The organism is Solibacillus sp. FSL H8-0523 (assembly GCF_038051985.1).
GTDB lineage: Bacteria > Bacillota > Bacilli > Bacillales_A > Planococcaceae > Solibacillus.
This window is the reverse complement of record NZ_CP150291.1, coordinates 2,175,945-2,200,137: the sequence shown is the minus strand read 5'-3', so window position 1 is coordinate 2,200,137 and position 24,193 is coordinate 2,175,945. Positions and strand designations below refer to the sequence as shown.

Sequence of the window (24,193 nt, the reverse complement as noted above, 5' to 3'; positions counted from 1 at the left end):
GAAAGTAGTGCTTGTATGTTGGCGAATTTCAGGTTACAGCCAAAGAAAAATATTTTCCTTTGGCTAGCAAAATTAGCTTCTGTGCTTTATTGCAATGGAATATTCAGTTCTATATTTTTTCCAATAGGATTGAAGTAATAGTTTAAAAATATTTTTGCTTTGCCATCATAATCTTGAAATTGTGTCGTCTCAACTACGTACTGCTCATCTCGTGAAACCAAGGAACCTGTATGTTCTAACGTCGTACCATCTTCTTTTACAGCATCATGTAGCATTAACAGTCTACCTTGATTATCCCCTTTATCTACTGCAACTGATACACCTTGTTGCTTTACGGTAATGTCCCAATCGAAATAGTGGGGTTTCGCGATTACTTCTTCTGCACCAAAATCAACTTCGATAAAATCCTCTCCCTTTGGAACAGCTTGAACAGCTCCAATTATAATCGTGAGCGACTCTGGATCATCGAAATAATTACTTTGCAAATATAGCGTATATTTGCCGTCGCGAATATTTCCGTGTGTTGAAATGCCATTTATAATACTATCTCTCCGCTCACCACTTTCCGTCATGACTGCAATATCATCTAGCGATAAAATTTGCATTGTATTTTCTTCGTCTACTTCAATATCGAGTGCAACTTTTAATGGAGAACGGCGAATTTGCGTAATCGTAAATTTCTGACCATCGACATTTATAGTACGATTCACAGTAATGATTTTTTCCTTTGCAAGTTCATTTTGTAGTGTAAATGGTATCTTAATTTCAATATTTCCCTTATCTTTTTCATTAAAATGAAAAACAGCTTTAAAATCCTTTGAAGTATAAGCTACCGGCTCTGAAAAATTATATTCTACTAAAGAAGAAATGTGTGTTTGATTATCTGCATTTATGACAAATGTACAGCCGCATTCCATTTCATCGTCCCCTTGGAACAATTGAACTTCCTCCAAGTTTAATTTCGAGATATCAAATGAGGCATCGGCGTCATAGAAAAGTACAAATCCCGAATGATCTGCAATCACGCCTTGCAATGTGAGCGATAGGCCATTTTTTGACTTCATCACATTAATCTCTTCATAGTATTCATTGTCAACAATGTCCTTTATCCCATTATCGATTGCAACAGCTGATACAAGTGCATGAAAGCCGGGTATTTTTGCGACATGACTAGCAATAGTAGGAGAAACGCGAATTGAAAATAATAGGCTTAGGCAAAACAAAGAGACAATCGATATCGAAACAATGCGCTTCGTTGTTCTTTTTTCTCGCTGAACTCTACGTAAAGTATCCATTCGAACTTGTTGGAGTTTCTCCTTTGGGACGTCAATCGGTAGTTTACTCATAGCCAGTCCTCCTTTTCTCTAGCGAAGTTTCTAAGCTTCTTTAGTATGTGATGAAGCTTAGACTTTACAGTACCCTCAGGGATTTGATTTAGCTCAGCAATTTCTTTGTTTTTTAGTTGCTGAAAATATTTCATATAGATAAGTTGCTGCTCCGACAAGGACAAATGTTCCAATAATCTCTCCATATCTGAATAGATGACCCATTCAGATAGGTGATGTTCCTCAATTGGAACTGTTGGTTGGCGTTTTCGTAAATGGTCTTTACAACAATTGATTAAGACGCGCACGAGCCATGTTCTGGCATATTCGTGCTGTTGAACGGTATGCATTTTTTTAAGTGCCTTGTAAATAAGCTCCTGCATTACGTCTAAAGAGTCTTGTTCATTTTTCATATATGTAAAAGCCATGCGATATAAAATATCTTCATCCATTTCAATAAGTGAAAGTATCGCTTGATGATCCCCACGAATTGCACGCTGCACGATTTCAAATTCCATCCATTTCGCCTCCTTCCTTCATTAGACGCAGCGTTTCTTCATTTCGTTCAAAAAATTTTTATATTATTTAGAAAACATATTTATGCTTTCCGTCCGCTTCTTTTGCACGCCAGTTGCCAGTGCCGTTTTGGTAAGCATTCATCTAGCATTTGAATCTTCATCTTCATCTTCCGTCATGCTATTACACTCGTTTTTGTAAATTTCCATGCAATGTTCTGCTTCTTCTATGCTCTACCAAATGTAATGAAGCCGACTAAACTATTCGGACATTTCCATTTGGTTTGATTTAGGGGGTTTTGCAGTTCCATCAAGTAGACTGTATAATTCATTATATTGGATTTTATTCTAATTTTAACTATAAAACTTAGGGCGTATAGAGCTATGGAACCTTAGTTAGAAGGGAGAAGAAACAATGAAAAAAAATTTGCTTTGGCTCGCCTTAATTGCGATAGGTTTGACGGGGTTTCTATTTTATAATCACCAGCAATCGCCCACTAAAGATGCCATATTGAACGCAACAAAAAACTGGTCACCAGCAACCGAAGAAGTGTATTTAGTAAGCGAAATAGACGGGGAATGGTTAACTATTTTTAAAAATACGCATTCAATAATGATTGCTAGATTAGAACAAAATTGGTTGGGGTTTTGGAAAATAAAAGATGAGCTTGGTAAGGAACGGACATTGGCATCTACGTCTTATCCTGCACCACAAGATAAGGAATTTACGTGGAGTGGACGTTCAAATGAAGACAAATATTCGTACTACTTCGGGCAAATTTTGAATCCAACTATAAAGAAAATAGAAGTAGAAACTGAGAAAAATTCTTTTAAAGAGGCTTTGATCATTCATACAGGCGAAGCGCATTTTTTCTTCGCTAAATCAAGCGGAAAGCTTGTTATGCCGATTAATATTAGAGCATTTTCTGACACTGGGGAGCTAATTTATTCTACAGTTAAATAGTGAAAGCTGAATGGGAGTGTCTGCTATGAAATCAAAAATGAAAAGAAAAGAGTTAATGACTAAAAACGATATCGTCAATGCTGTCATGATGGTATTAAGTGAGGCGCATTTATCACCCGAAGAGAATCCGTTAAATCAAGCAGTAATTGTCTATCACTACTATTCTGAAATGGAAAGTGGCGGTCACGAAAGTTTATTTAGATGGTATGAACGGGAAATTAACGAGCTGGGAATTGATAACTATTTGAATAAACTATCTGGAATCTTGGAAGAAATCGGTGCGCACGATTATGCAAGGATTGAGAAACAGTATTGCAAAAAGTTGTGGAGCTTGTACAATGCCCTAGAAAATGATGAAATTGAGGAAGATGCATTTTATGGGATCAATGAAAAAGCAACAGCCGAGTATTATAACATGAATGATACGTTAAGAGGGTTATTAGAAACCTATTTTGTTGCCATTTATACGGACTTAATTGATGTTATTGAGGAATAAGTGTTATTAGGTAAATTTAGATAAATGAAAAATGAGCCATGTCATATAAGACAAAGGCTCATTTTTTTCTGTGTATGATATATTACATTATCAAAAATGAACATCTTCAAAAGAGAACTTCATCACGTACATTTTTTAAGCTTTAATTTGAGCTAAAAAGAGGGTTTTCAGTAATTGTAGTTGTGCTACATGATCAACGGCATGCGTTAAACTTGGGATTTTTTCGAATAACGATAATTTCCGTGAGAATAAACCAAAGACATTAATATATGTAGCTATGCGCCTGTTTATAATGAAATTGCCCTTACCGCCAAACAATTTTAGCGCTATAATGTCTTTAGAGGTGAAATCAATGTTTATTTCAGAAACACAAGTAGAAATCCGCTACGCCGAAACCGATCAAATGGGTGTTGTGTACCATGCAAATTATTTAATTTGGGCAGAGCTTGGGCGTACGCAAATTGTAAAGGATCTAGGCTTTAACTATGCTGAGCTAGAGGAAGCTGGCTATTTATCGCCGGTTATGGATTTTTCGATTCAGTACAAGGCTGCGATGCGTTACGGGCAAACAGCAACGGTGCGCACTTGGATTGAAGAGCACACAAAATTACGTACTACATATGGCTATGAGATTTTACATGAAGACGGCACGGTTGCAGTGACAGCGAAGTCGATTCATATTTTAGTAAAAAAAGAAAACTTCCGTCCGGTATCATTGAAAAAAGTGGACCCGGCCTGGGATGCGAAATATGCGGAAGCAGCAAAAAACCAAAATTAATCCGAATGCTCTGTTTCATGTAAACAGGGCATTTTTGCTTTCTTGAACGCGCGAAAGTTGATATAATGAACGTTATGACTAAACAACAAGGAGGTTGTGTTCATGGCGCCAAAAGCGATCGCAACTGTGCAAACGAGATGTCACATTTTACTTACGAATACCGCGCGTGAAGCGATGAAGGAGCATGTTTCAGATGAACACGCCTTTTTTAATTTACAGCAATATTTCATTGTTGCGATTGAAAAGGTTTCAGTGGAAGATGAACAGTTTCATGTGACACTTTATTTCGATAATGAAAAAAACTTAAAATTAAAAAACAAATTTGACGAGCGCGTGGTCATTATGGACTGCGTGTTTGATAAGAAAAACGGACTTGTCGCGAAAAGCTTCCGTACACGCGGTAAAGGTACACCGGTTGTCACAAACCGCCGCGCAACAATGAAGCTGCATTTTGTAGCATCCCGTATAAGCGGCCATACATATAACGAAGCGTTCTTACAAGCACTTGATGAACTACCGATTGCGCAGGAACGCTTTGACTATGTAAATAAGCGAATTTCAAGCTGGGAAGGCTACTTGAAGGTACTTAATAAAAACGCGGACATCGAAGACATTCATGCGCGTTTTTCATCTGTGACCTATGATGCCGACTTTAGCCACGCGGTATTCCGCATTTCGAATCTAGATAAAAAACAGTGGAAGCAGCTAGAAGGCTTGAGTGCACGATTACGAGGGCATATTCAGGAAATCGGCGATGTGGCGAAGGTTCGTCGGAATGAAAACACCGTAGAAATCGCATTAAAACCATATTTCAGCAATCTTGCACGACGTAATAATCTGGAGTTTCAATCCGAGGACATCGAATTTTCAAATGCGGCGACAAAATCACAGCTAAAGCGCTTATTAAAGGGCTTTGAACGCTTAAAAGAAGGCTTAGCGGCCAATGCCAATTTAGAAACGATCCTTTTTGAAGACAAGCCAAAGATTGCAGAGCGAAAAGCTGGAGTAGCACTCGACTTTCATAATCGTTTAAACCCTTATCAACAGCAGGCTGTTGAAGGTGCGATGAGTGCAGAGGACCTGTACGTCATCCAAGGCCCACCCGGTACCGGGAAAACGACGGTTATTTCGGAAATTTGCTATCAAAACGCAAAATCGGGTCTTAAAACTCTGGTTGCCTCGCAGTCCAACTTAGCGGTCGACAATGCACTCAGTCGCCTATTATCAAACAAAGATATTCGCATCTTGCGGTATGGACGTACAGAGAGCATTGAAGAAGAGGGTAAAAAATTCATTGAGGAAAACGTCGCAAGCTATTGGCAACAGCAGACGTTTGAAGCGATTGGCCATGAAATTTCGCTTCATACCGAAAAAGAACAGCTACTAACAGCTGAAATTGATGTCGCAACTGCCGAAATTACAGCGCTTGAAGAAAAGCAGCTCCAACTTGAATTACAAATCAAAGAAAAAGAAGCCGCAAAAGCTGAGCTTCATGTACTAGCGGAAAAAATCAATACGTTAAAAAAACAACTGTCGGAATGTAAAAAAGAGCTTGAAGACAATGAACAAAAGCTCGAACAACTTAAGCAAACACAAGAGACGGTGGCACAAGCAGTCGCAAGCTTTGAGCAGCAGCGCGAAGAAAGTTTAACGCTTGAAGCTCTAGAAGAAAAAGAACAACAGCTGAAAACAGAAGAAACGACAGTAAAGCTGCATATCGAACAAAGCCAGCTCCGCACACAATTCGAGCAATTTAATGCACGAAAGCAAGCAGTTGAAGCAAAAATCCAGCGTGCCAATGAAACATCCGATGTCAATCCGTTAATTGACAAAATCACGTCACTTAAAAAGGTCTATCAAATCGAAGACTTCATGCAGCAATATGATATTCGCCGCAATTATGCGATGGATCGTCTCCTTACCGCGCTTGACCGAATCCAGCCTCAAATGGAGCAGTATAAGCCGATTAAAGAGGTGAAGGAGCGCCTCGAAAAAGCACTTAAATACAGTGAAACCGCGCTCGCTATCCATGTGAATGCCGAGGAGCTACCGATGAATCATAAGTATTCACTCGAGGAAGTCCAAGAATTTTTAACAAAGCTAAGCCGCGCCTTTGCCGAGCGTAAAGTGAATGCGCAAAACGGTGTGCGCTCGATTCAGGGCATTCATCTGCGTATGCAATATCTAGAGCAGCTAAACGCAAAGTATATGGACGCTATACGAGAAACGATGCTCATTTTTGAGAAGTTAAAAGAAGAAATCATTTTACAATTTAAAGAGCAAAATGATGTGAAAGTGGATTTAATCACAAAGCTACAAACAGAGGCCGCAACATATACGAATCAAATGCAAGCCCTGCAACAGCGCTTAGATGATTCACTTGAAATCACGCAACCGCTTTCTGAATTACAAGAAGCCATCGCAACAAACGAGTTAGAGCAAATGAAAATCGAAACACAGCGCCAAAACCGTGAAAAGGTAGACAGTCAGTTTGAGAAAAAGTCCCAAGAGCTAACCCTGTTAAACGAGCAAATCACACTTGGTACAACAACCGTTGATGAATTAACAGCACGCTTTAAAGAAATTAATAGTGAAGGCGTACAGCTTGAAAAACGTCGCACAGAACTTGAGCAATTAACGAAGATGAACCCTGAACAAGCGATTATTGAAGTCAATGCAGAAATCGAGCGTTTACAAGCCGAGATTGCCACACTGCAAGTCAAAATCGACCTGTTACCAGTAACGGCCGAGCTACAAAACGAGTGGCACGGTCTACTAAAAGACGCGAACGCACATGACTTAGATGAAATTCGGAAATTATATGTTAAGCATGCGAACGTAATCGGTACAACGTGTGTCGCATCAGCAAATAAAGAATTTATGGACAACTATCCAACGTTTGACGTCGTGATCATTGATGAGGTATCAAAAGCGACGCCACCAGAACTGTTATTACCAATGCTAAAAGGTGCGAAAATTATTCTTGTTGGGGATCATCACCAGCTGCCCCCGCTCGTTGGAGATGCAACCTTTGAGGAAACACTTGAACAAGTCGTGAAGGAAAGTACTACGTTTGAACAAAAACGTGAGCTTGAAAAATTACTCGAAGAATCGCTATTTGAGCGACTTTATCATAACTTACCTGCGCAAAATAAAACGATGCTCGCGCTGCAATACCGTATGCACGAGAACATTATGCAGACAATCACGCCGTTTTATGAGCAGGAAACCGAGCGTCTTGCGTGCGGTCTAGAGGATTCCGATGCGGTGCGTGACCATTACTTAACAACATCGAAAATTACACGCAAACGTCATTTAATGTGGCTTGATATTAAAAATGACAAAGTAAACTTTGAACAGCGTATGAAGGAAGGCTCAAGTTTATTTAACGAGGCCGAACTTGCGCAAATTAAAGAACAATTGATTGAGATGAACGATGCCACGGCACAGGCAAAAGCTGATGGACTCATCGCGGAAGATGCACAAAAATCAGTTGGGGTCATTTCGTTTTATGCCGAGCAGGTGAAGCGGATTAACCGTTTGATTGAGCAGGAATTACATGTGCCGCACCTCCACATCCGCACGGGTTCCGTCGATAAATTCCAAGGGATGGAGATGGACGTCATTATGGTAAGTATGGTGCGTAATCATGACAATGAGCGCGGCGATATCGGCTTTGCGAAGGATTATCGACGTCTAAATGTTGCGTTGTCGCGTGCACGTGAACTACTGATCATGATTGGCAGCAGTGACATGTTCACAAAGCGTCCGAAACATGAGAATGTACGCAACATGTATGGCCATGTCCTCGAAACCGTGAAACAGCAAGACGGATACTTTGCCGTATAAAGGAGATACTGATGGATTTACAACGCTTAACAGAAAGCTTACAGCAGCAAATTTTACAGCAAGATGGCATCTCGATTGAAAAGCAAATGAATTATGCCATCCCCGTGCACACGCTTGAAGTAAAATATCATCCAGTGATGCGTAACGCGATGGATATTTTAATGAAAATGATGCTTTTATCATTCAACAAAGCAAAACTTAAAAATGCCGAGCTACTTGCGGACATTTTACTCGTAGAGCCGTTGTTTATTCATGACTTAACGAATAAAATGCTGCACCTTGGCATGATTCAAAAAGAGGAAACGTTCTCCTTAACAGCTAAAGGGAAGGCACAACTCGAAAGTGGCATTTTTGAGGAGGAGCTCGAGGAAACAAGCTATTTTGTACAGTATAGTCCCGTACATGAAATGTTGTTAGACGGGGATTTAGAGCAGTTTGAAGAGCTCGAACAATTCCCTGAGAGCTTTCCGAGTGTAGAATCAGAGGACATCAAAGAAATTGAAGAATCTATGTTGATTGATTATATCCAGCAACAACTAGCGGCGCAGCCAGTAGCTGAGGATGAAGTACCACAATTTATTACGAGTATTGTAAGCTCTGAGTCTGTGCAAATTAATGATGTTCCAGTTGTTTGCTTTATTGTGAATAATGCAAAGGAAGATCGCCAATTTGCGCGTGTTTATAATACACTCACAGGGGCTTGGGATTCAAAGCTAGAAGCATCGTTGTTTGAAATGGAGAAAAATAAATAATTTGTGAGAATTATTGCAAAATTCACACACGCGTGTTACACTAATAAAAATTTAATAGTCTTATCAAGAGAAACGGAGGGACTTGGCCCGGCGATGTTTCAGCAACCTCTAACTTAGTTAGAAAGGTGCTAATTCCAGCAAGGAGCAATCCTTGGCAGATAAGTTCGGGTAAAAGCCTCTCATTTCTGTTTACGCTGGAAATGTGAGGCTTTTTGATTTGGATAAATTGAAGAACAATTAGGGGGAACACAGCGATGCCAATTAATATTCCAAAAAGTTTACCGGCTGGCGAGCTACTTAAAAAAGAGAAAATTTTCGTGATGGAAGAGGACCGCGCGAAAACACAGCAAATCCGACCACTAAACATTTTAGTATTTAACTTAATGCCGGAAAAAGAGAAAACGGAGCTACAGTTATTACGATTACTAGGGAATACACCTCTTCAAGTAGATGTTACATTTTTAAATACAGCTTCATACGAATCAAAAAATGTATCAAAATCACATTTAGATACGTTCTATCAAACATTTGATGAAGTGCAGCACCGCCGCTATGATGGACTTATTATTACCGGTGCACCTGTTGAAAAAATGGAATTTGAAGACGTTGGTTATTGGCAAGAAATCACAAAAATCATGGACTGGGCCGACAAAAATGTTACCTCGATTATGTATATTTGTTGGGGTGCGCAAGCTGCACTTTATCATCACTTTGGCATCGGGAAATTTGAATTGCCGAAAAAATGCTCCGGTGTGTATTCGCATGTCATTACCGATTTAACGGTGGATTTAGTGCGCGGCTTTAGTGATGAATACGTAGCACCGCATTCACGCCATACATCGGTGTCGATAGACGAAGTACGTGCGCATCCAGATTTACGCTTACTGAGCTATTCAGATGAGGCAGGTGTATTTATCGCACAGTCGAAAAATAACAAGCACATTATGATTACAGGTCATCTCGAGTATGATGCGACAACGCTGTCTGACGAATATTTCCGTGATCTCGAAAAGGACCCTGAAAATACAGAGCTACCGATTAACTACTTCCCAGATAATGATCCAGGAAAAACGCCGAAAAATATTTGGCGTGCTCATTCGCATTTATTGTTCTACAACTGGTTGAACTACTATGTATACCAAGAAACACCATATGATTGGCATTATGTTGATGAGACGATTGAGTTTCATATTTAAGAACAAAAGCGCTAAAGTGCCCTTTAAGCCCCGACCAGCTTTGGAGGACCCGACTAGAAAGTAAACGCTTCATCACTTTCGACGGCGGGATCGAAAAGCTCGAGGGGCTGGCGCATTAGCCTAGACGTAGGATAAATTTTATATAAAGTTATCTACAATGCGAGAATCTATAATTTCCTTAACATTAATAAAGCGTCTGGAAAGCGAGATTTTCAGACGTTTTTTACCTGTTTATTACATTTGTAATTCGCGCCTCAGACGAATCGAAATGACCTTTAATAAGGTCTTTACCCATCCAAATCGTCTGAGTGCGATTTTATTTTAAACCGTTATTTTACCGCAAGCCAAGCGCGGTCACGCTCAAATTGCAGGCTCACTTCACGTTCGAAAAACTCACTTAATACAGCTTCCGTTAAGATTTCTTCGCGCAGACCAGAAGCCGCGTCCTGACCGTCCTTCATCAATAATACATGATTAATACAGGGCAAAATTTCTTCAACATGATGTGTCACGTAAATCAGTGTTGGGCAGTTTTCACGACCAACAATTTGCTCAATCGTTTGTAGTAAATTTTCGCGTTCAATTAAATCTAAGCCGCCACATGGTTCATCTAAAATTAAAATTTCGGGTTCGGCCATTAATGCACGAGAAATCTGTACACGCTGACGTTCCCCCTGTGATAAATACTCAAATGGCTTATTGGCCAAATCACCACAGTTAAAATGCTTCATAATGTGCAAGGCTTGATCGATTTCCTCATTCGTTACATCTTCAAATAAACGAAGTGCCCCAAATTTGCCGCTAAGCACGATTTCAATGGCATTGTCCTGCCAGTTAAAATTGTCAATCATCGCATTGCTTACCCAACCGATACGACTGCGTAATTTTGGAATATACGTTTTTCCGTACGTTTCCCCTAAAACCTGTACAGAACCTTCATTTGGCCAAATATAGCCGTTAATGACTTTCAACAAGGTTGTTTTCCCAGAGCCATTTAACCCTAAAATTGCCCAATGTTGATTTTTTTCGACGTGCCAGTTTAAATTGTCTAAAATCAGTTTTTCGTTGCGGTATAATTTAATATTTTCAATATGTATCATCTTCGCACCCCCAATACTAACTATGCCTGTTTTTAGATGGAAGTGAAAGTGATTTGCAAATATTACCATAAAAATAAGTATAAATAAAAAAGAAAGCAAACGTATTTGTCTGCTTTCTCGTAATTTTATATAACGGCACTTTCCGTACCAGAAGCGCGGAAAAAGAGCTTTTCGTTTAATTTCAGTGCCCATTGTACGACAGGACCTAAACCAAAAGCCATAAACACCGTACCTAAGCCCACTGGACCACCTAAAACAAAGCCGATGACCGCTACGGATACTTCCATCGTGGTACGTGCGCGATTGACGCTCCAGCCTAAGCGGTGTACGAGCAGTAACATAAGTGTGTCACGAGGACCAACGCCTAAGTTCGCGACCATATACATCCCGCATCCAAAGCCGAGTAAGATGACACCGACAACAAATGCTAATGATTGCTCGGTGATATTGTGTAAATCGGGTAGTACGTATAAAAAGATATCCACAAAAATCCCTGTTAAAAACATATCTAAATACGTCCCGATTTTAGGCAAACGCTTTGAAAAAATGCCATCAATCGCTAAAATGATTAGGCCTAAAATAATTGACCAGGTTCCAACAGTTAAGCCGAAATTCATTTGCAACCCTAAGTGCAGCACGTCCCATGAGCCAACACCTAAAACTTGTCCTTTAATTGTTAATGCCAGACCGAGTGATAAAATAATTATGCCGGTAATAAAAAATACGCAGCGCCAATAAAATCCTTGTTTCACGTTCAATTGTAATCCCTCATCGTTCGTATAAATTCAACTTTTTCTATTATAACGATGGAAAGGGCCAAATTAGGAATTACAATATATTTAAAAAATTTAAACTATTTCTCGTAGCTATAAATTAGTTCATCATTGCTTGTATCGATATCGACGATTAAATGATGGTCATTAAAAAACCATTCATCGGCTTTTTCAATATAAAAGTGAATGTCCTGGGAGACGGTTTCAATGCCTACTTCATGCGGCTGCTCCCGATTCATCCCAAGTGAAAAGCCTTCATGAAATGGGGAAGAGCCTCCGTAGCGGGCGTAAAAACGAATGTAATCGCCTGATTCGGCTTCCATTTCTTCTTTGAACCACTCGATTGCTTGCTGTGATAATTTAATTTCCATACCAATCACCTCAAAATTCATTATGTCAAAAATTGTTGCTAATCTGATTATATAAGAAAATATAAAATTTTACATTGTCACAGTGTCTAGGCTAAAGCGCCAGCTGCTCGAGGCACTTCAGAATTCTCTACGCGTGGCAAGCACGCTATGAGCCTTCTTCCAGTGCTTGTCGCAGCTAAAAGGGCGCTTTAGCGCTTTTCTTATTATAGCCGTAAAAAAAGTATGCTGAAAGTTTTTTCGCTTTCAGCATACTTTTTAAAAACCTTTAATTTTTGGTTCAGTACCATTTTTAATACGAGAAATGTTCTCGCGGTGGCGATAAAAAATAAAGCCCGCTAAGAATACGACTAAAATAAATAATGCGAATTCTCCTGTAACAATCCAGTAAATAATTACATAAACAAGTGCAGTAGCTGCCGCAATCATGGATGTTAAGCTGACCATTTTTGTTAGTTTTAATGAAACAACGAATACTGCTAATAACACTAAAAATAACGGTAAGTTATATCCTAATAGAATCCCCGCACTTGTTGCTACCGCTTTCCCACCACGGAAATTAGCGAAAATCGGTAACATGTGACCTACTGCTGCAATAATCCCTAAAATTAGTGGATGCACAGTACTGTCACCGAACACTGGTAATAACGGTAATAGTACTGCTGCTGTCCCTTTAAAAATATCAATTAAAAGTACCGCAATACCAGGTTTTTTCCCTAATACGCGAAATGTGTTTGTCGTTCCTAAGTTGCCACTACCATGCTGGCGAATGTCCGTTTTGTGAAAAATTTTGCCGATCCATAAAGCAGATGGAATCGAGCCGATTAAATAAGCACAAATAATAATTAAAGCATTGATCAATTGTTGTGCTCCTTTCGAAATTCAGAATTATTAGTTGGTACTAATAGTATGTAATGATTATTTTACACCGTTTTCTGTTAGAAGAAAAGAGGTATTGTAAAATGCATTCAAATCGAACATGCGTAATCGATAATAAAACACTTTGAAAACGAACACAATACTTTTTATTAGCGTATGCCAATTGACCGAATGAAATGAGATTTAAAGGAAAAAAGTTACATTTACTGAAAAAGTATTAGAGGATATGCTTTTAAAGGGACATTTTTGATGATACAATTAGTCATTGCAAAGCTTAAACGTGTACGTCGAACATTGACATGTAGTATTTTTGGCGTTACGATTAAGTTGAAATAGAACGTTTGTTTGTATTTGTGGAGGGGATTGCATTTGGTAAAAAACCAAACTGGTATTTCTTATAATGAAGATGCCATTCAAGTATTAGAAGGTTTAGAAGCCGTACGAAAAAGACCAGGGATGTATATTGGTTCAACTGATAGCCGAGGTCTTCACCACTTAGTGTATGAAATTGTCGATAATGCGGTGGATGAAGCACTTGCTGGATTTGGGAATCATATCATCGTGAAAATTCATGAAGATAACAGCATTAGCGTACGCGATTACGGTCGAGGTATGCCTACAGGAATGCATAAAATGGGGAAGCCAACGCCTGAAGTAATTTTCACCGTGCTACATGCCGGTGGTAAGTTCGGTCAAGGTGGCTATAAAACAAGTGGTGGTTTACACGGTGTTGGTTCATCGGTTGTAAATGCGCTATCTACGTTTTTAGAAGTAACGATTTATCGTGAAGGACAAGTGTATAAGCAACGTTTTGAAAACGGTGGAAAGCCTGCGACGTCACTTGACATTATCGGAAAAACGAAGGAAAACGGGACATTAGTTCATTACTTACCGGATCCAACGATTTTCTCTGTAACAAAATATAATTACGATACACTTGCGGAACGTTTACGAGAATCGGCGTTTTTATTAAAGGGCTTAAAAATTGAGCTCATTGATGAACGCGGTGAAGGAAAGCAGGAAGTATTCTTTTATGAAAGCGGTATCGAGGCGTTTGTCTCGTACTTAAACGAAGATAAAGATGTATTGCACCCGGTTAAATATGTTGAGGGTGAAATGCAAGAAATGGAAGTTGAGTTTGCGTTCCAGTTTAACGATGGTTATTCTGAAACGATTTTGTCGTTCGTAAATAACGTACGTACGCGTGACGGTGGTACCCATGAAACGGGTGCGAAAGCTGCCATGACACGTGTGTTTAACGAATATGCACGCAAAATCGGTTTACTAAAGGAAAAAGATAAAAACCTAGATGGTACGGACATTCGCGAAGGCTTAACAGCAATAGTATCCGTACGTATTCCGGAAAATTTATTACAATTTGAAGGGCAAACAAAGGGCAAGCTTGGTACATCGGAAGCGCGTTCTGCAGTCGATACAGTCGTTTCTGAAAAGCTGATGTATGTACTTGAAGAAAACGCAGAGTTATCAGGTTCACTTGTTCGTAAAGCGATTCGTGCCCAGCAGGTGCGTGAAGCTGCGCGTAAAGCCCGTGATGATGCACGTAACGGTAAAAAGAAAAAATCGAGTACATTATTATCAGGTAAATTAACACCTGCACAATCTAAAAATGCGGCTAAAAATGAGCTGTATTTAGTAGAGGGTGACTCTGCCGGTGGTTCAGCTAAACAAGGGCGTGACCGTACGTTCCAAGCGATTTTACCACTGCGTGGGAAAGTTATTAATACTGAAAAAGCCAAGCTTCATGACATTATGAAAAACGAAGAAATTTCAACCATTATTCATACGATTGGTGCTGGAGTTGGTGCAGATTTCTCTGTAGAAGATGCGGCTTATGACAAAGTAGTCATTATGACCGATGCGGATACAGATGGTGCGCATATCCAGGTACTGCTGTTAACGTTCTTTTATCGTTATATGAAACCATTAATCGAGGCGGGGAAAGTGTATATTGCCTTACCACCACTTTACAAAGTGTCAAAGGGTGCAGGTAAAAAGCAAGTGCTTGAGTATGCTTGGACTGAAAACGAATTAGCTGGCGCAATCAAAAAAATCGGTAAAGGCTACATGTTGCAGCGCTATAAAGGTCTTGGTGAAATGAACGCCGACCAATTATGGGATACAACGATGAATCCGGAAACACGTACATTAATTCGTGTAAAAATTGAGGACGGTGCACGCGCAGATCGCCGTGTGACAACACTTATGGGAGATAAAGTAGAACCGCGCCGTAAATGGATTGAAGAGAATGTCAACTTCGGCATGGAAGAGGATGCGAGCATTTTAGAAAATGAATTCATCCAGCATGAGGAGGTTAACGAAGAGTGAGCTTTGTAGAGAAATTTCAAGATTTACCACTAGAAGAAGTAATGGGTGACCGTTTTGGTCGCTATTCAAAATATATTATTCAAGACCGTGCATTACCAGATACGCGTGATGGTCTAAAGCCGGTACAACGTCGTATTTTATTTGCGATGTTCACCGAAGGCAACACAAACGAGAAACCATTCCGTAAATCGGCGAAAACAGTCGGGAACGTAATTGGTAACTACCATCCACACGGAGATACATCGGTGTATGAAGCAATGGTGCGTATGAGTCAGGACTGGAAAAGCCGTCACATGCTAATTGAAATGCATGGGAACAACGGTTCAGTTGACGGGGACCCACCTGCTGCGATGCGTTATACAGAGGCACGTTTATCTGCAATCGCAGGTGAGCTTTTACGTGATTTAAATAAGAATACGGTTGAATTTGTGCCGAACTTTGATGATCAGGACATGGAGCCAACGGTATTACCATCGCGTTTCCCGAACTTACTTGTCAACGGGGCAACAGGGATTTCAGCTGGTTATGCGACGGATATTCCACCGCATAACCTACAAGAAGCACTGGAAGCAGTATTAATGCGCTTAGACAATAAAAACTGCACGGTCGATGAATTAATGACCGTCATTAAAGGACCTGACTTCCCAACAGGTGGGATTATTCAAGGTATTGATGGCATTAAAAAAGCGTATGAAACAGGTAAAGGCAAAATTATCGTGCGCTCACGTACTGAAATCGAGCAGTTAAAAGGTAACAAAGAACAAATCGTCATTAGTGAAATTCCATTTGAAGTGAATAAGGCAAATATGATTCGTAAAATGGACGAGCTAAGAGTTAACGATCGTCGTTTAGACGGCATTTCAGAAATTCGTGATGAATCAGATCGTGACGGCTTACGTATTGTCATTGAGCTGAAAAAAGATATCCAAGCACAAGGGATTCTAAATTTCTTATTAAAATCAACGGATTTACAAGTGTCGTATAACTTTAATATGATTGCGATTCATAATCGTCGCCCAATGATGATGACATTACCTTTAATGCTCGATGCATATATCGATCACCAAAAGGAAATCGTGCGTCGTCGTACGAAATTTGATTTAAAGCGTGCCGAAGACCGCTTGCATATTGTTGAAGGCTTAATGAAGGCTTTATCTGTTTTAGATCAAGTGATTGAAACGATTCGTGCTTCTACAGATAAACGCAACGCAAAAGACAACATTATCGAGAAATTCGCATTTACCGAAGTACAGGCGGAAGCGATTGTGAGCTTACAATTATATCGTTTAACGAATACGGATATTACGCAGCTTCAAGAAGAGCAAGATGAATTAAACAAGGAAGTTGTGAAATTCACGGCGATTTTAGAGGATGAAAAGAAATTGATTCGTGTTATTAAAACCGAGCTAGCAGACATTAAAAAACGCTTTGCACTACCACGTATGTCGACAATTGAGGCCGAAATCGAGGAAATCAAAGTAACGCGTGATGTGTTAGTACCAAGTGAAGAGGTTGTTGTGACGGTTACGAAAGATGGCTACGTAAAACGTACAAGTCTTCGTTCGCATAATGCTTCAAATGGTAAGGATTTTGCGATGAAAGAATCGGACTATCTGTTATACGAAGCACATTCGAATACGCAACATCACATGCTGCTCTTTACAAACCGGGGCAATTACATTTATCAACCGGTTCACGAACTGCCAGATATTCGCTGGAAAGATTTAGGCCAGCACATTTCAAGTATTGTGCCGCTTGATCAAAACGAAGAAATCATTGAGGTAATTGGCATTGATACATTTGAACAACCAGATGTGTTTGTCTTTACTGCAACGAAGAATGGCCTCATTAAGCGTTCCGCGCTAGCAGATTACGTTGTAACGCGTTATTCGAAGCCAATTAAGACAATGAATTTAAAACCTGAAGACGAGTTAATATACGTATGTCTAGTGAAAGAAACCGAAGAAGTCTTACTTTCTACGAACACAAGCTACACAATCCGCTTCCCGATGAATGATCTACCTGTAACGGGTGTGAAAACGGCCGGTGTGAAAGGGATGCTTGTAAAAGAGGGCGAAGAGCTAGCAGGCGTTGTTCTATTAAACCCTGAGCAAGACCAAGAGTTAATTATTGTGACACAGCGCGGAGCAGTGAAACGTATGCTTGTAAGTGAAATTGAGCTTGGCAACCGAGCAAAACGCGGCGTTGTGATTTTAAAAGAATTAAAAGCAAATCCACATCGTATTTTCAAAATTTTAGTCGTGAATTTTAGAAATACCTTTACGATTGAAACAGAAAAAGGTGTACAGGAATCGATTTCTGTCACGAACTTAACACGTGCGGACCGTTATTCAAATGGTTCGTTACGCATTGACACAGATAATGACGGCGCAATTGTCCGCGCATTTGTAGAAAAAACAGAATAAAAAAAAGCAGTTAGGTGTAAGCGCCTAGCTGCTTTTTTCATTTTCATAGCAAGCGTCATTATGTGCTAAACACCGTGAAATGGATTCTCTTTTTCTAATAAAATTTTACTTGATTGAGTGGCGGGCTACGGCCAGACAGCTGCCTTTATTGTCGTTTGCAAGGCCCACCAATCGTATAATTTTTCCCTCGTTATAAAGTAAAGTGAAGAACACCAAATTAAGCAGCTTGCGCTATCGCGAGGCGGCGGATGGTGAAAAAGTGACGATTTTTTTATTGAATCTGCTTAAATCAATGCTCTGCTGGTTGAATAGTAATTTATTGAAAAGGTTCTTTTTTATTACCGTTGATTATAAGTAGCACTATTTTAAAAGGAACTTTGCCTGCTTCAACGAATAGAGTTGTACGGAGTGGAGGGGCGGACTTCTAGGGGATTAAGCGCGCGCGGAAAATCCACTTTTGATGCCACCGTAAGAGGCATCAAAAGTTAGTTGGAGCCAAGCCCCCAGAAAAGCCTGCCCCGGAGCGCAGTACAACGGACATGAGTTTAAAATTAACGCTAGTCAACGCGCTTCCCCCGCAGCGAGCACAACGGATCAGATTAAAAAGTACCCATCATATTTATAAAACTTTGTCATCCCCAAATTATGCTTCTAATTCCGCACGCTATTTTCTGAATAATTTCTTAAGATATTCTTAATTTCCACCATTTTTATGGAAAATGATGCTAAAGTAAAAGGGTTAGTTTTCTGAAAAAACAGAACATATGAAACTTTATTAAATCAATTACGTACTAATTGATATACATAACAAGGAGATGGTGGCGTGAAAAAGAATTGGTTGGTTGCATTATTTTGTGTATTACTCATAGGGGTTGGCCTTTATATGCCAAAACAGGCATTGGCGAAGGCGGCGATACATGTGGATGCGGAAATTGGTATTAACAACCGTATAAAAATCGACATGCCCACTGTATTAAATTTAACTGTTACAAATAACGGAGATGCTTTTTCGGGAGATTTGGTCGTAGATGCAGAGGTCCAATATAATATAGGCTCTGCACTTGTCTACCCAGTTGACATCGCTATGGGGGAAACTAAAACCTTTACGATTTATTTAGACGGCTTTAGTGACCGTTTTATGTATTCAGGGCAAACGGTTCAGGATATGTTTCATTTTTATGAAGGTGGCATTGAAAAAGGAAAAAAACTTGACTATGAGGGCGATCATTATGTAAGTCCGCGTATATTCAATCCAATGGCAGAAATGATGATGGTAGTGTCGACGAGAAAAGATGAGGTTTCAAAAATCGATCGCATCAAACTGTTTTTCAGTGAAGAGTTAGATATTTTATATGTTGAGCAAAAAAATAGTCCGTATTTAGCTGAGGATTACCGTGCACTGCAAATGCTCGATACGATTGTATTTGATGATATTGCTGTACAGGATTTATCGCAAAAGCAGCAAGAAGCATTGTATCAATGGGTGCAGCATGGCGGACAGGTAATGTTTACCTCTAATGCGTTTGCACAAAATGGCGCAGGGGTGTTTAAAGAGCATTTACCGCTTCAATTTACCGGCAAGGACGTCACGCTTTTACAAGACGACATTAAGCAATATACCCAGACAGGCTCTGTCGATGCATCGGTGGATGTGCAGGAAGCAAGTACTGTACAAGGTGCGACTTCGACTGTAAAAATTGGCGAAACTGTGCTTGCTGCGAAAAAATCGATAGGGCGCGGAGATGTCGTGCAAGTTGCTTATCCATTACATGACCCACAACTTACAGAGTTATCAGGCTATGGACGTTTATTAGTAGATTCGCTACAAATAAACATAAATCCATCCTATCAAAACTATTCGCAACCCGCTTACGGAAAAGCGAATCACTGGTCGCATGTCAACGAATTATTCGAAACATTCAAACTAAATTCTTGGCTGTTAATCGCGGGGATTATCGTTTACATGCTGTTAATTGGTCCAGTGTTGTATATGGTGTTGAAGCGTAAGGACAAACGCGAAAAAATGTGGCTGTATGTACCGATCATTGCGATTGTTACCTCTCTATTATTCTTTGCATTTGGCGCAAGAGACCGTATACTCAAGCCTCAAATTCAACAAATGGCGCTGTTTGAAGTGAGCGAGGACGGCACGTTAATTGGCTCGTATTCAAATGCATTGCTATCAAACCGCTCTGGTGATTTTGACTATCAAGTGCCAAATGGGACGACAGCAATCGCAGCCGGCTCATCGGATTTGAATGCGGTAAGCTTACACTTGAAATCGTATGTAAAAGAAACAGCTGATGGAAAAATGTTAACGCTGCGTGATATGAATTATTGGTCAGTTCAGTCGATTATAGGTGAAACAACGATTGAAGCTGGAGGCAAGCTCATCACAGATTTAAAAATTGAAAACTTGAAGCTGACAGGTACGATTACCAACGAGCTACCCGTGGATTTACATGGATTGCGTGTATTAACAGCGAATGAAGTCATTGAGCTTGGCGCAGTCAATGCCGGTGACACTATTAATGTAGATGTAGCGGTGAAGAGACAATTTATGTCTCAGCCATATAGTCAAGCGAATTACTATGGCTATAATAATACGCCGACAATCGATTTAATCGAACAGCGCAAACAAACGTTGCAGGAGGCAGCCATTAATACGAATGTTTCCCATTTCGGCCCGTTATTAATCGGTTGGTCGGATGTTTCATTAGTACCGGTTACATTAAAAACAGGTAGTACACAAAGTACACTGAGTTATTTTGTAAAGCCGTTTCAACCAGAAGTTGTAATGGCAGAGCAATTGACGATGACAAATGAGGATGCCCTTCCACAGTTAGAAGCAAAGGATGGAAATAGTTGGGGTCATATTGAAAATATTGCGAGTAATACGGCCTATATTGCAGAAGGAACATTCCAGTTAACATATGATTATTCGATAGCGGAAAACTTAAAGTCGGTCAATTGGACTGAACTTGCGGTAGCCTATGATGATAATGTGTATAATTTAGGGCTCGTGAATGTGAAAACAGGAGAGACTGATATGCTCGAACAAGGCAAGCAAACGATTACCGAGAATGTTCAAGATTATATGAATGACAATCATGTGCTGATATTTGAACTATCGCGTATTGGTCGTGAGGATGGGTCTAGTATTAATCTGCCTACCTTTACATTGAAAGGAGCGCCACAACAATGATTGAAATTACGGGACTTACAAAAAAATACGGCAAGTTTATGGCATTAGAAGATCTCAATTTATCGATTGATGCAGGTGTGGTATTTGGCTTTGTTGGGGCAAATGGAGCGGGTAAATCGACAACTTTTTCAATTTTATCGACACTACTTGCACCGACAAGTGGGCAGGCGTTTGTGAATGGGGTAAATGTGGTGGAAAACCCGGCAGAAGCGCGCAAGTATTTGGGCTATATGCCTGACTTTTTCGGGGTATACGATCAGTTAAAGGTCGATGAGTATTTAGACTTTTACGGCGCAAGCTACGGATTAACGCACGTAGATCGCGCGCGTTTGATTCCTGAGCTACTCGAGCTTGTGAATTTAACGGATAAGCGCTATACCTATGTGGATTTATTATCGCGCGGAATGAAGCAGCGCCTTTGTCTTGCCCGAACACTCATTCACGATCCAAAGGTGCTCATTTTAGATGAACCCGCATCCGGTTTAGATCCACGTGCACGAACGGAAATGCGTGATATTTTAAAGCATTTGAAAACAATGGGCAAAACGATTTTAATTTCGTCGCATATTTTACCAGAACTTGCGGAAATGTGTGATGAAATCGGCGTTCTCGAGCGCGGCAAATTGATTGCGCGTGGTAACGTGTCAACGATTCAGCAACAACTGATGAGTGATAAGGAATTGATTTTAAAGTTAGATGGTGACTTACAAGAGGCCGTGCGTTTCTTTGAGGAAAATCCTAATGTGACGGCGATTGAGGTGTCAGAAAAGGAACAACAGCTTACATTTTTCTATAAGGGCTCACGTGACGAGCAAATTACGCTACTCCAGCAGGCATTCGCAAAAGGCTTCCGCATTTATAGTGCGACGGAAGTTGAAAAGGATTTAGAGGATGTCTTTATGGCCATCACAAAGGAGGCACAAGCGAATGCTACAGAAACTATATAATCCAGTTTTAATGAAGGAGCTGAAATTACGTTTCCGTTTCTTTAAAAGTATAACCGGCATGCTGACGTATTTGGCGGCGCTGTTAATTTTTATGGCCGGCTTCTTTTTAATCGTCACCAATTTTAATGGCAGTGGTTATTTACGCCCATCGGAAAGCTTTTACATGTTTTTAATGCTTTCGATAATTCAAATGGCGCTCATCTTGTTTATTACACCAGGTCTTACAGCAGGCTCGATTAGTAGTGAGCGTGAGAAACAAACGTTAAATATGCTACTGATGACGACACAAAGTTCATGGCAAATTGTATTCGGTAAGCTGACATCTTGTATTGCTTTTTTAGGCTTCCTGCTAATCGCTGGATTACCCATTTACAGTGTTGTCTTTTTATTCGGTGGTGTCTCGCCAATGCAGCTGTTAACCATCTTTTTCTTTTATTTTGTGACGATGATTACAGTTGGTAGTATTGGGATTTTCCTCTCAACGATTACGAAGCGAACAATTACCGCGATGATTACTACTTACGGGGCGATGGTTTTTTTAGCAGGCTTTACTGCATTTTTCTTCTTCGTCACGCTAATTATCAATGAGACAACGGGATTTTTAGGGGCAGGCGGAGCTGCATCACCTACTTCACCCATTGCTTATTTTTGGGCTAGTATAAACCCAGGTGCTTTAGTATTAACGACTTTATCGAGCGACCTATCGATTGGTTTAACGGAGATGACTGGTATTGACCTACCGATTTGGATTCCGTATTTAATTTTTTATGTCGCATTAACAGCTTTAATGCTGTTTTTATCAGTGAAAAAGCTACGCGTGAATATGAAGCGCGGATAAGGAGGAATCGTGATGGACGGACAACGAAGACTGTGGAAAGCAGTGGCATCTGCTCGCCGTGCCTTAACTTACGAGCAACTCTATAGTGCGATTCAAAAAGGGCTGCTTTATGCAGTCCTTTCTCTTACGTTAGTTTATATGATTTCTCGTTTCTTTGTGCTTCCGTATTATAGCGAAATCGCGATACTCCTTGGAGGCATTGCATTTGTTACACCAATACTTCTAGTGCTTGTAAAGAGACCAAAACAGCGAGACGCACTTCTACGTCTCGATCAATTTTATCCACATAATGAGCTTGTGACGGTACTAACCGCTAAGGAACAGCATCCATTATTAACGACACTACGCACGCAAGCGGAAAGTCAAATCGACCAAGTACTGTCAGCGTTTCGTAAACGACCAAAGCAAGTACTACAAAAAAAGGTGTTGGCCTATGCGCTTGGAACAGGCATATTGTTCCTGTTACTGCTGGTGTTCCCAGCAGCCACGCAGCAAGAAGCAAAGGATATCGAGGCAGACCGCGCGATTACAAAGGCAATTAAAAAAGACACGAAACAGCAACTAGATAAGCCCATTCCAGAACAAGCAAAAAAACAATTGGCAGAACTTAAAAAGGCATTAGAGGAAGCGAAAACGAGTGAGCAAGCATTAAAAGAGCTCGTGAAAACCCAAAAGGAACTAGCCAAGTTAAGTCAGGATTTACTAGCAGAATCACTTGAGCAACAAACAACGGCAAAAAGCGAGTTAACCGCACTTCAAGAAGTGAATAAAACGTTAGCAAAAAGTGCATCGAATGCGCAGTCGCAAATCAGTACGCTTGGCAAGCCAATTGATTTAACGACGCAAAAAGTAATCGCCAGTATGAATCAGCAAACGAATGGCGCATCCAATCAGCAGTCTAGTAATACGAGTACGAATCAATCCACCAATTCATCGTCAAATGCTGGGCAATCGAGTAATGGAACGAACAGTCAGTCAAATGGCACAGCATCGTCATCATCGACGAATACGAACCAAAATGGCCAAAGTCAGAGCGGTCAGGGGCAATCCGGTCAAGGGCAAGGACAATCTGGTCAAGGTCAAGGAAGCCAAGGCTCAGGAACAGGACAGGGAAGTGGGAGTGGTCAAGGCTCAGGTAGTCAAGGCGGCCTACGTGGTGGCTCGGGCTCAGGTGGGCGAGATTTAATCGCGGTTCCGCAGCGTGTTGGTGAAGCGAATGAGCAAACCATAGATAGCGGCATTCAAAATGAAGGGGAAAGCATCAAAGAAAAAGGAACGGTCCCTGCAACAAAAGGCGAGGTACGGCCCTATGCAGATGTAATCGGGACATATGAAGAAAGTTATCGTCAATCGACGGAGCGCCTGCAATTGCCAAATGATTTACAGCAAATGGTGCAACAATATTTTACATCAATCGAAAAGTAGGAGGCTATAAG

At 40.4% G+C, this 24,193-nt stretch carries 18 protein-coding genes and 1 riboswitch; of the genes, 12 read left to right on the top strand and 6 right to left on the bottom strand.

Annotation, left to right across the window (positions count from 1 at the left end; all coding sequences use genetic code 11):
• Positions 1–86: 86 nt before the first annotated feature.
• A complete protein-coding gene (locus NSQ62_RS10910) occupies positions 87–1,346 on the bottom strand; it encodes a DUF4179 domain-containing protein (protein ID WP_341320171.1) in 1,260 nt (419 codons plus the stop codon).
• Positions 1,343–1,843 (bottom strand): sigma-70 family RNA polymerase sigma factor, encoded by a 501-nt coding sequence (locus tag NSQ62_RS10905; protein ID WP_341320170.1) that lies wholly within the window; start codon positions 1,841–1,843, stop codon positions 1,343–1,345. Before NSQ62_RS10905 ends, NSQ62_RS10910 begins: the two co-directional genes overlap by 4 nt.
• Positions 1,844–2,255: 412 nt before the next feature.
• Here NSQ62_RS10905 and NSQ62_RS10900 point away from each other — a divergent pair, with 412 nt between their 5' ends.
• The 6 genes from NSQ62_RS10900 (at position 2,256) to metA (ending at position 9,875) form a co-directional block, all read left to right on the top strand.
• Positions 2,256–2,804, top strand: a complete 549-nt coding sequence (locus tag NSQ62_RS10900) for a hypothetical protein (RefSeq protein WP_341320169.1) — start codon at positions 2,256–2,258, stop codon at positions 2,802–2,804.
• 25 nt (positions 2,805–2,829) lie between these two features.
• On the top strand, positions 2,830–3,300 hold the full coding sequence (locus NSQ62_RS10895; RefSeq protein ID WP_341320168.1) for a hypothetical protein: 471 nt from the start codon (positions 2,830–2,832) through the stop codon (positions 3,298–3,300).
• 352 nt (positions 3,301–3,652) lie between these two features.
• Positions 3,653–4,078, top strand: a complete 426-nt coding sequence (locus NSQ62_RS10890; protein ID WP_341320167.1) for a thioesterase family protein — start codon at positions 3,653–3,655, stop codon at positions 4,076–4,078.
• Between the two features lie 102 nt (positions 4,079–4,180).
• On the top strand, positions 4,181–7,927 hold the full coding sequence (locus NSQ62_RS10885) for an AAA domain-containing protein (RefSeq protein ID WP_341320166.1): 3,747 nt from the start codon (positions 4,181–4,183) through the stop codon (positions 7,925–7,927).
• Between the two features lie 11 nt (positions 7,928–7,938).
• Positions 7,939–8,679: a nucleoside-diphosphate sugar epimerase gene (locus tag NSQ62_RS10880; protein ID WP_341320165.1), complete on the top strand. Its 741-nt coding sequence runs from the start codon at positions 7,939–7,941 to the stop codon at positions 8,677–8,679.
• Positions 8,680–8,736: 57 nt separating this feature from the next.
• A riboswitch (SAM riboswitch) is annotated at positions 8,737–8,844 on the top strand.
• A gap of 89 nt (positions 8,845–8,933) precedes the next feature.
• Positions 8,934–9,875: a homoserine O-succinyltransferase gene (gene metA, locus NSQ62_RS10875; RefSeq protein WP_341320164.1), complete on the top strand. Its 942-nt coding sequence runs from the start codon at positions 8,934–8,936 to the stop codon at positions 9,873–9,875.
• Positions 9,876–10,204: 329 nt separating this feature from the next.
• On the opposite strand, the gene NSQ62_RS10870 is transcribed toward metA, so the two are convergent.
• The 4 genes from NSQ62_RS10870 to plsY form a co-directional block, all read right to left on the bottom strand.
• Positions 10,205–10,975 (bottom strand): ABC transporter ATP-binding protein, encoded by a 771-nt coding sequence (locus NSQ62_RS10870; protein WP_341320163.1) that lies wholly within the window; start codon positions 10,973–10,975, stop codon positions 10,205–10,207.
• Positions 10,976–11,100: 125 nt separating this feature from the next.
• On the bottom strand, positions 11,101–11,727 hold the full coding sequence (locus tag NSQ62_RS10865; protein WP_341323922.1) for a YitT family protein: 627 nt from the start codon (positions 11,725–11,727) through the stop codon (positions 11,101–11,103).
• A gap of 101 nt (positions 11,728–11,828) precedes the next feature.
• A complete protein-coding gene (locus tag NSQ62_RS10860) occupies positions 11,829–12,119 on the bottom strand; it encodes a hypothetical protein (RefSeq protein WP_341320162.1) in 291 nt (96 codons plus the stop codon).
• Positions 12,120–12,374: 255 nt separating this feature from the next.
• Positions 12,375–12,977, bottom strand: coding sequence for a glycerol-3-phosphate 1-O-acyltransferase PlsY (gene plsY, locus NSQ62_RS10855; protein ID WP_341320161.1), 603 nt, complete (start codon positions 12,975–12,977; stop codon positions 12,375–12,377).
• Between the two features lie 387 nt (positions 12,978–13,364).
• Between plsY and parE the strand changes: the two genes are divergently transcribed.
• The 6 genes from parE (at position 13,365) to NSQ62_RS10825 (ending at position 24,182) form a co-directional block, all read left to right on the top strand.
• On the top strand, positions 13,365–15,341 hold the full coding sequence (parE, locus tag NSQ62_RS10850) for a DNA topoisomerase IV subunit B (protein WP_341320160.1): 1,977 nt from the start codon (positions 13,365–13,367) through the stop codon (positions 15,339–15,341).
• On the top strand, positions 15,338–17,767 hold the full coding sequence (parC, locus tag NSQ62_RS10845) for a DNA topoisomerase IV subunit A (RefSeq protein ID WP_341320159.1): 2,430 nt from the start codon (positions 15,338–15,340) through the stop codon (positions 17,765–17,767). Before parE ends, parC begins: the two co-directional genes overlap by 4 nt.
• 823 nt (positions 17,768–18,590) lie before the next feature.
• A complete protein-coding gene (locus NSQ62_RS10840; protein WP_341320158.1) occupies positions 18,591–20,972 on the top strand; it encodes a hypothetical protein in 2,382 nt (793 codons plus the stop codon).
• A complete protein-coding gene (locus NSQ62_RS10835) occupies positions 20,969–21,919 on the top strand; it encodes an ABC transporter ATP-binding protein (protein ID WP_341320157.1) in 951 nt (316 codons plus the stop codon). Before NSQ62_RS10840 ends, NSQ62_RS10835 begins: the two co-directional genes overlap by 4 nt.
• Entirely contained in the window at positions 21,900–22,757 is an 858-nt protein-coding gene (locus NSQ62_RS10830; protein WP_341320156.1) for an ABC transporter permease subunit, read from the top strand. The genes NSQ62_RS10835 and NSQ62_RS10830 overlap by 20 nt, the downstream gene beginning before the upstream one ends.
• 12 nt (positions 22,758–22,769) lie before the next feature.
• Positions 22,770–24,182: a hypothetical protein gene (locus NSQ62_RS10825; protein WP_341320155.1), complete on the top strand. Its 1,413-nt coding sequence runs from the start codon at positions 22,770–22,772 to the stop codon at positions 24,180–24,182.
• Positions 24,183–24,193 lie beyond the last annotated feature (11 nt).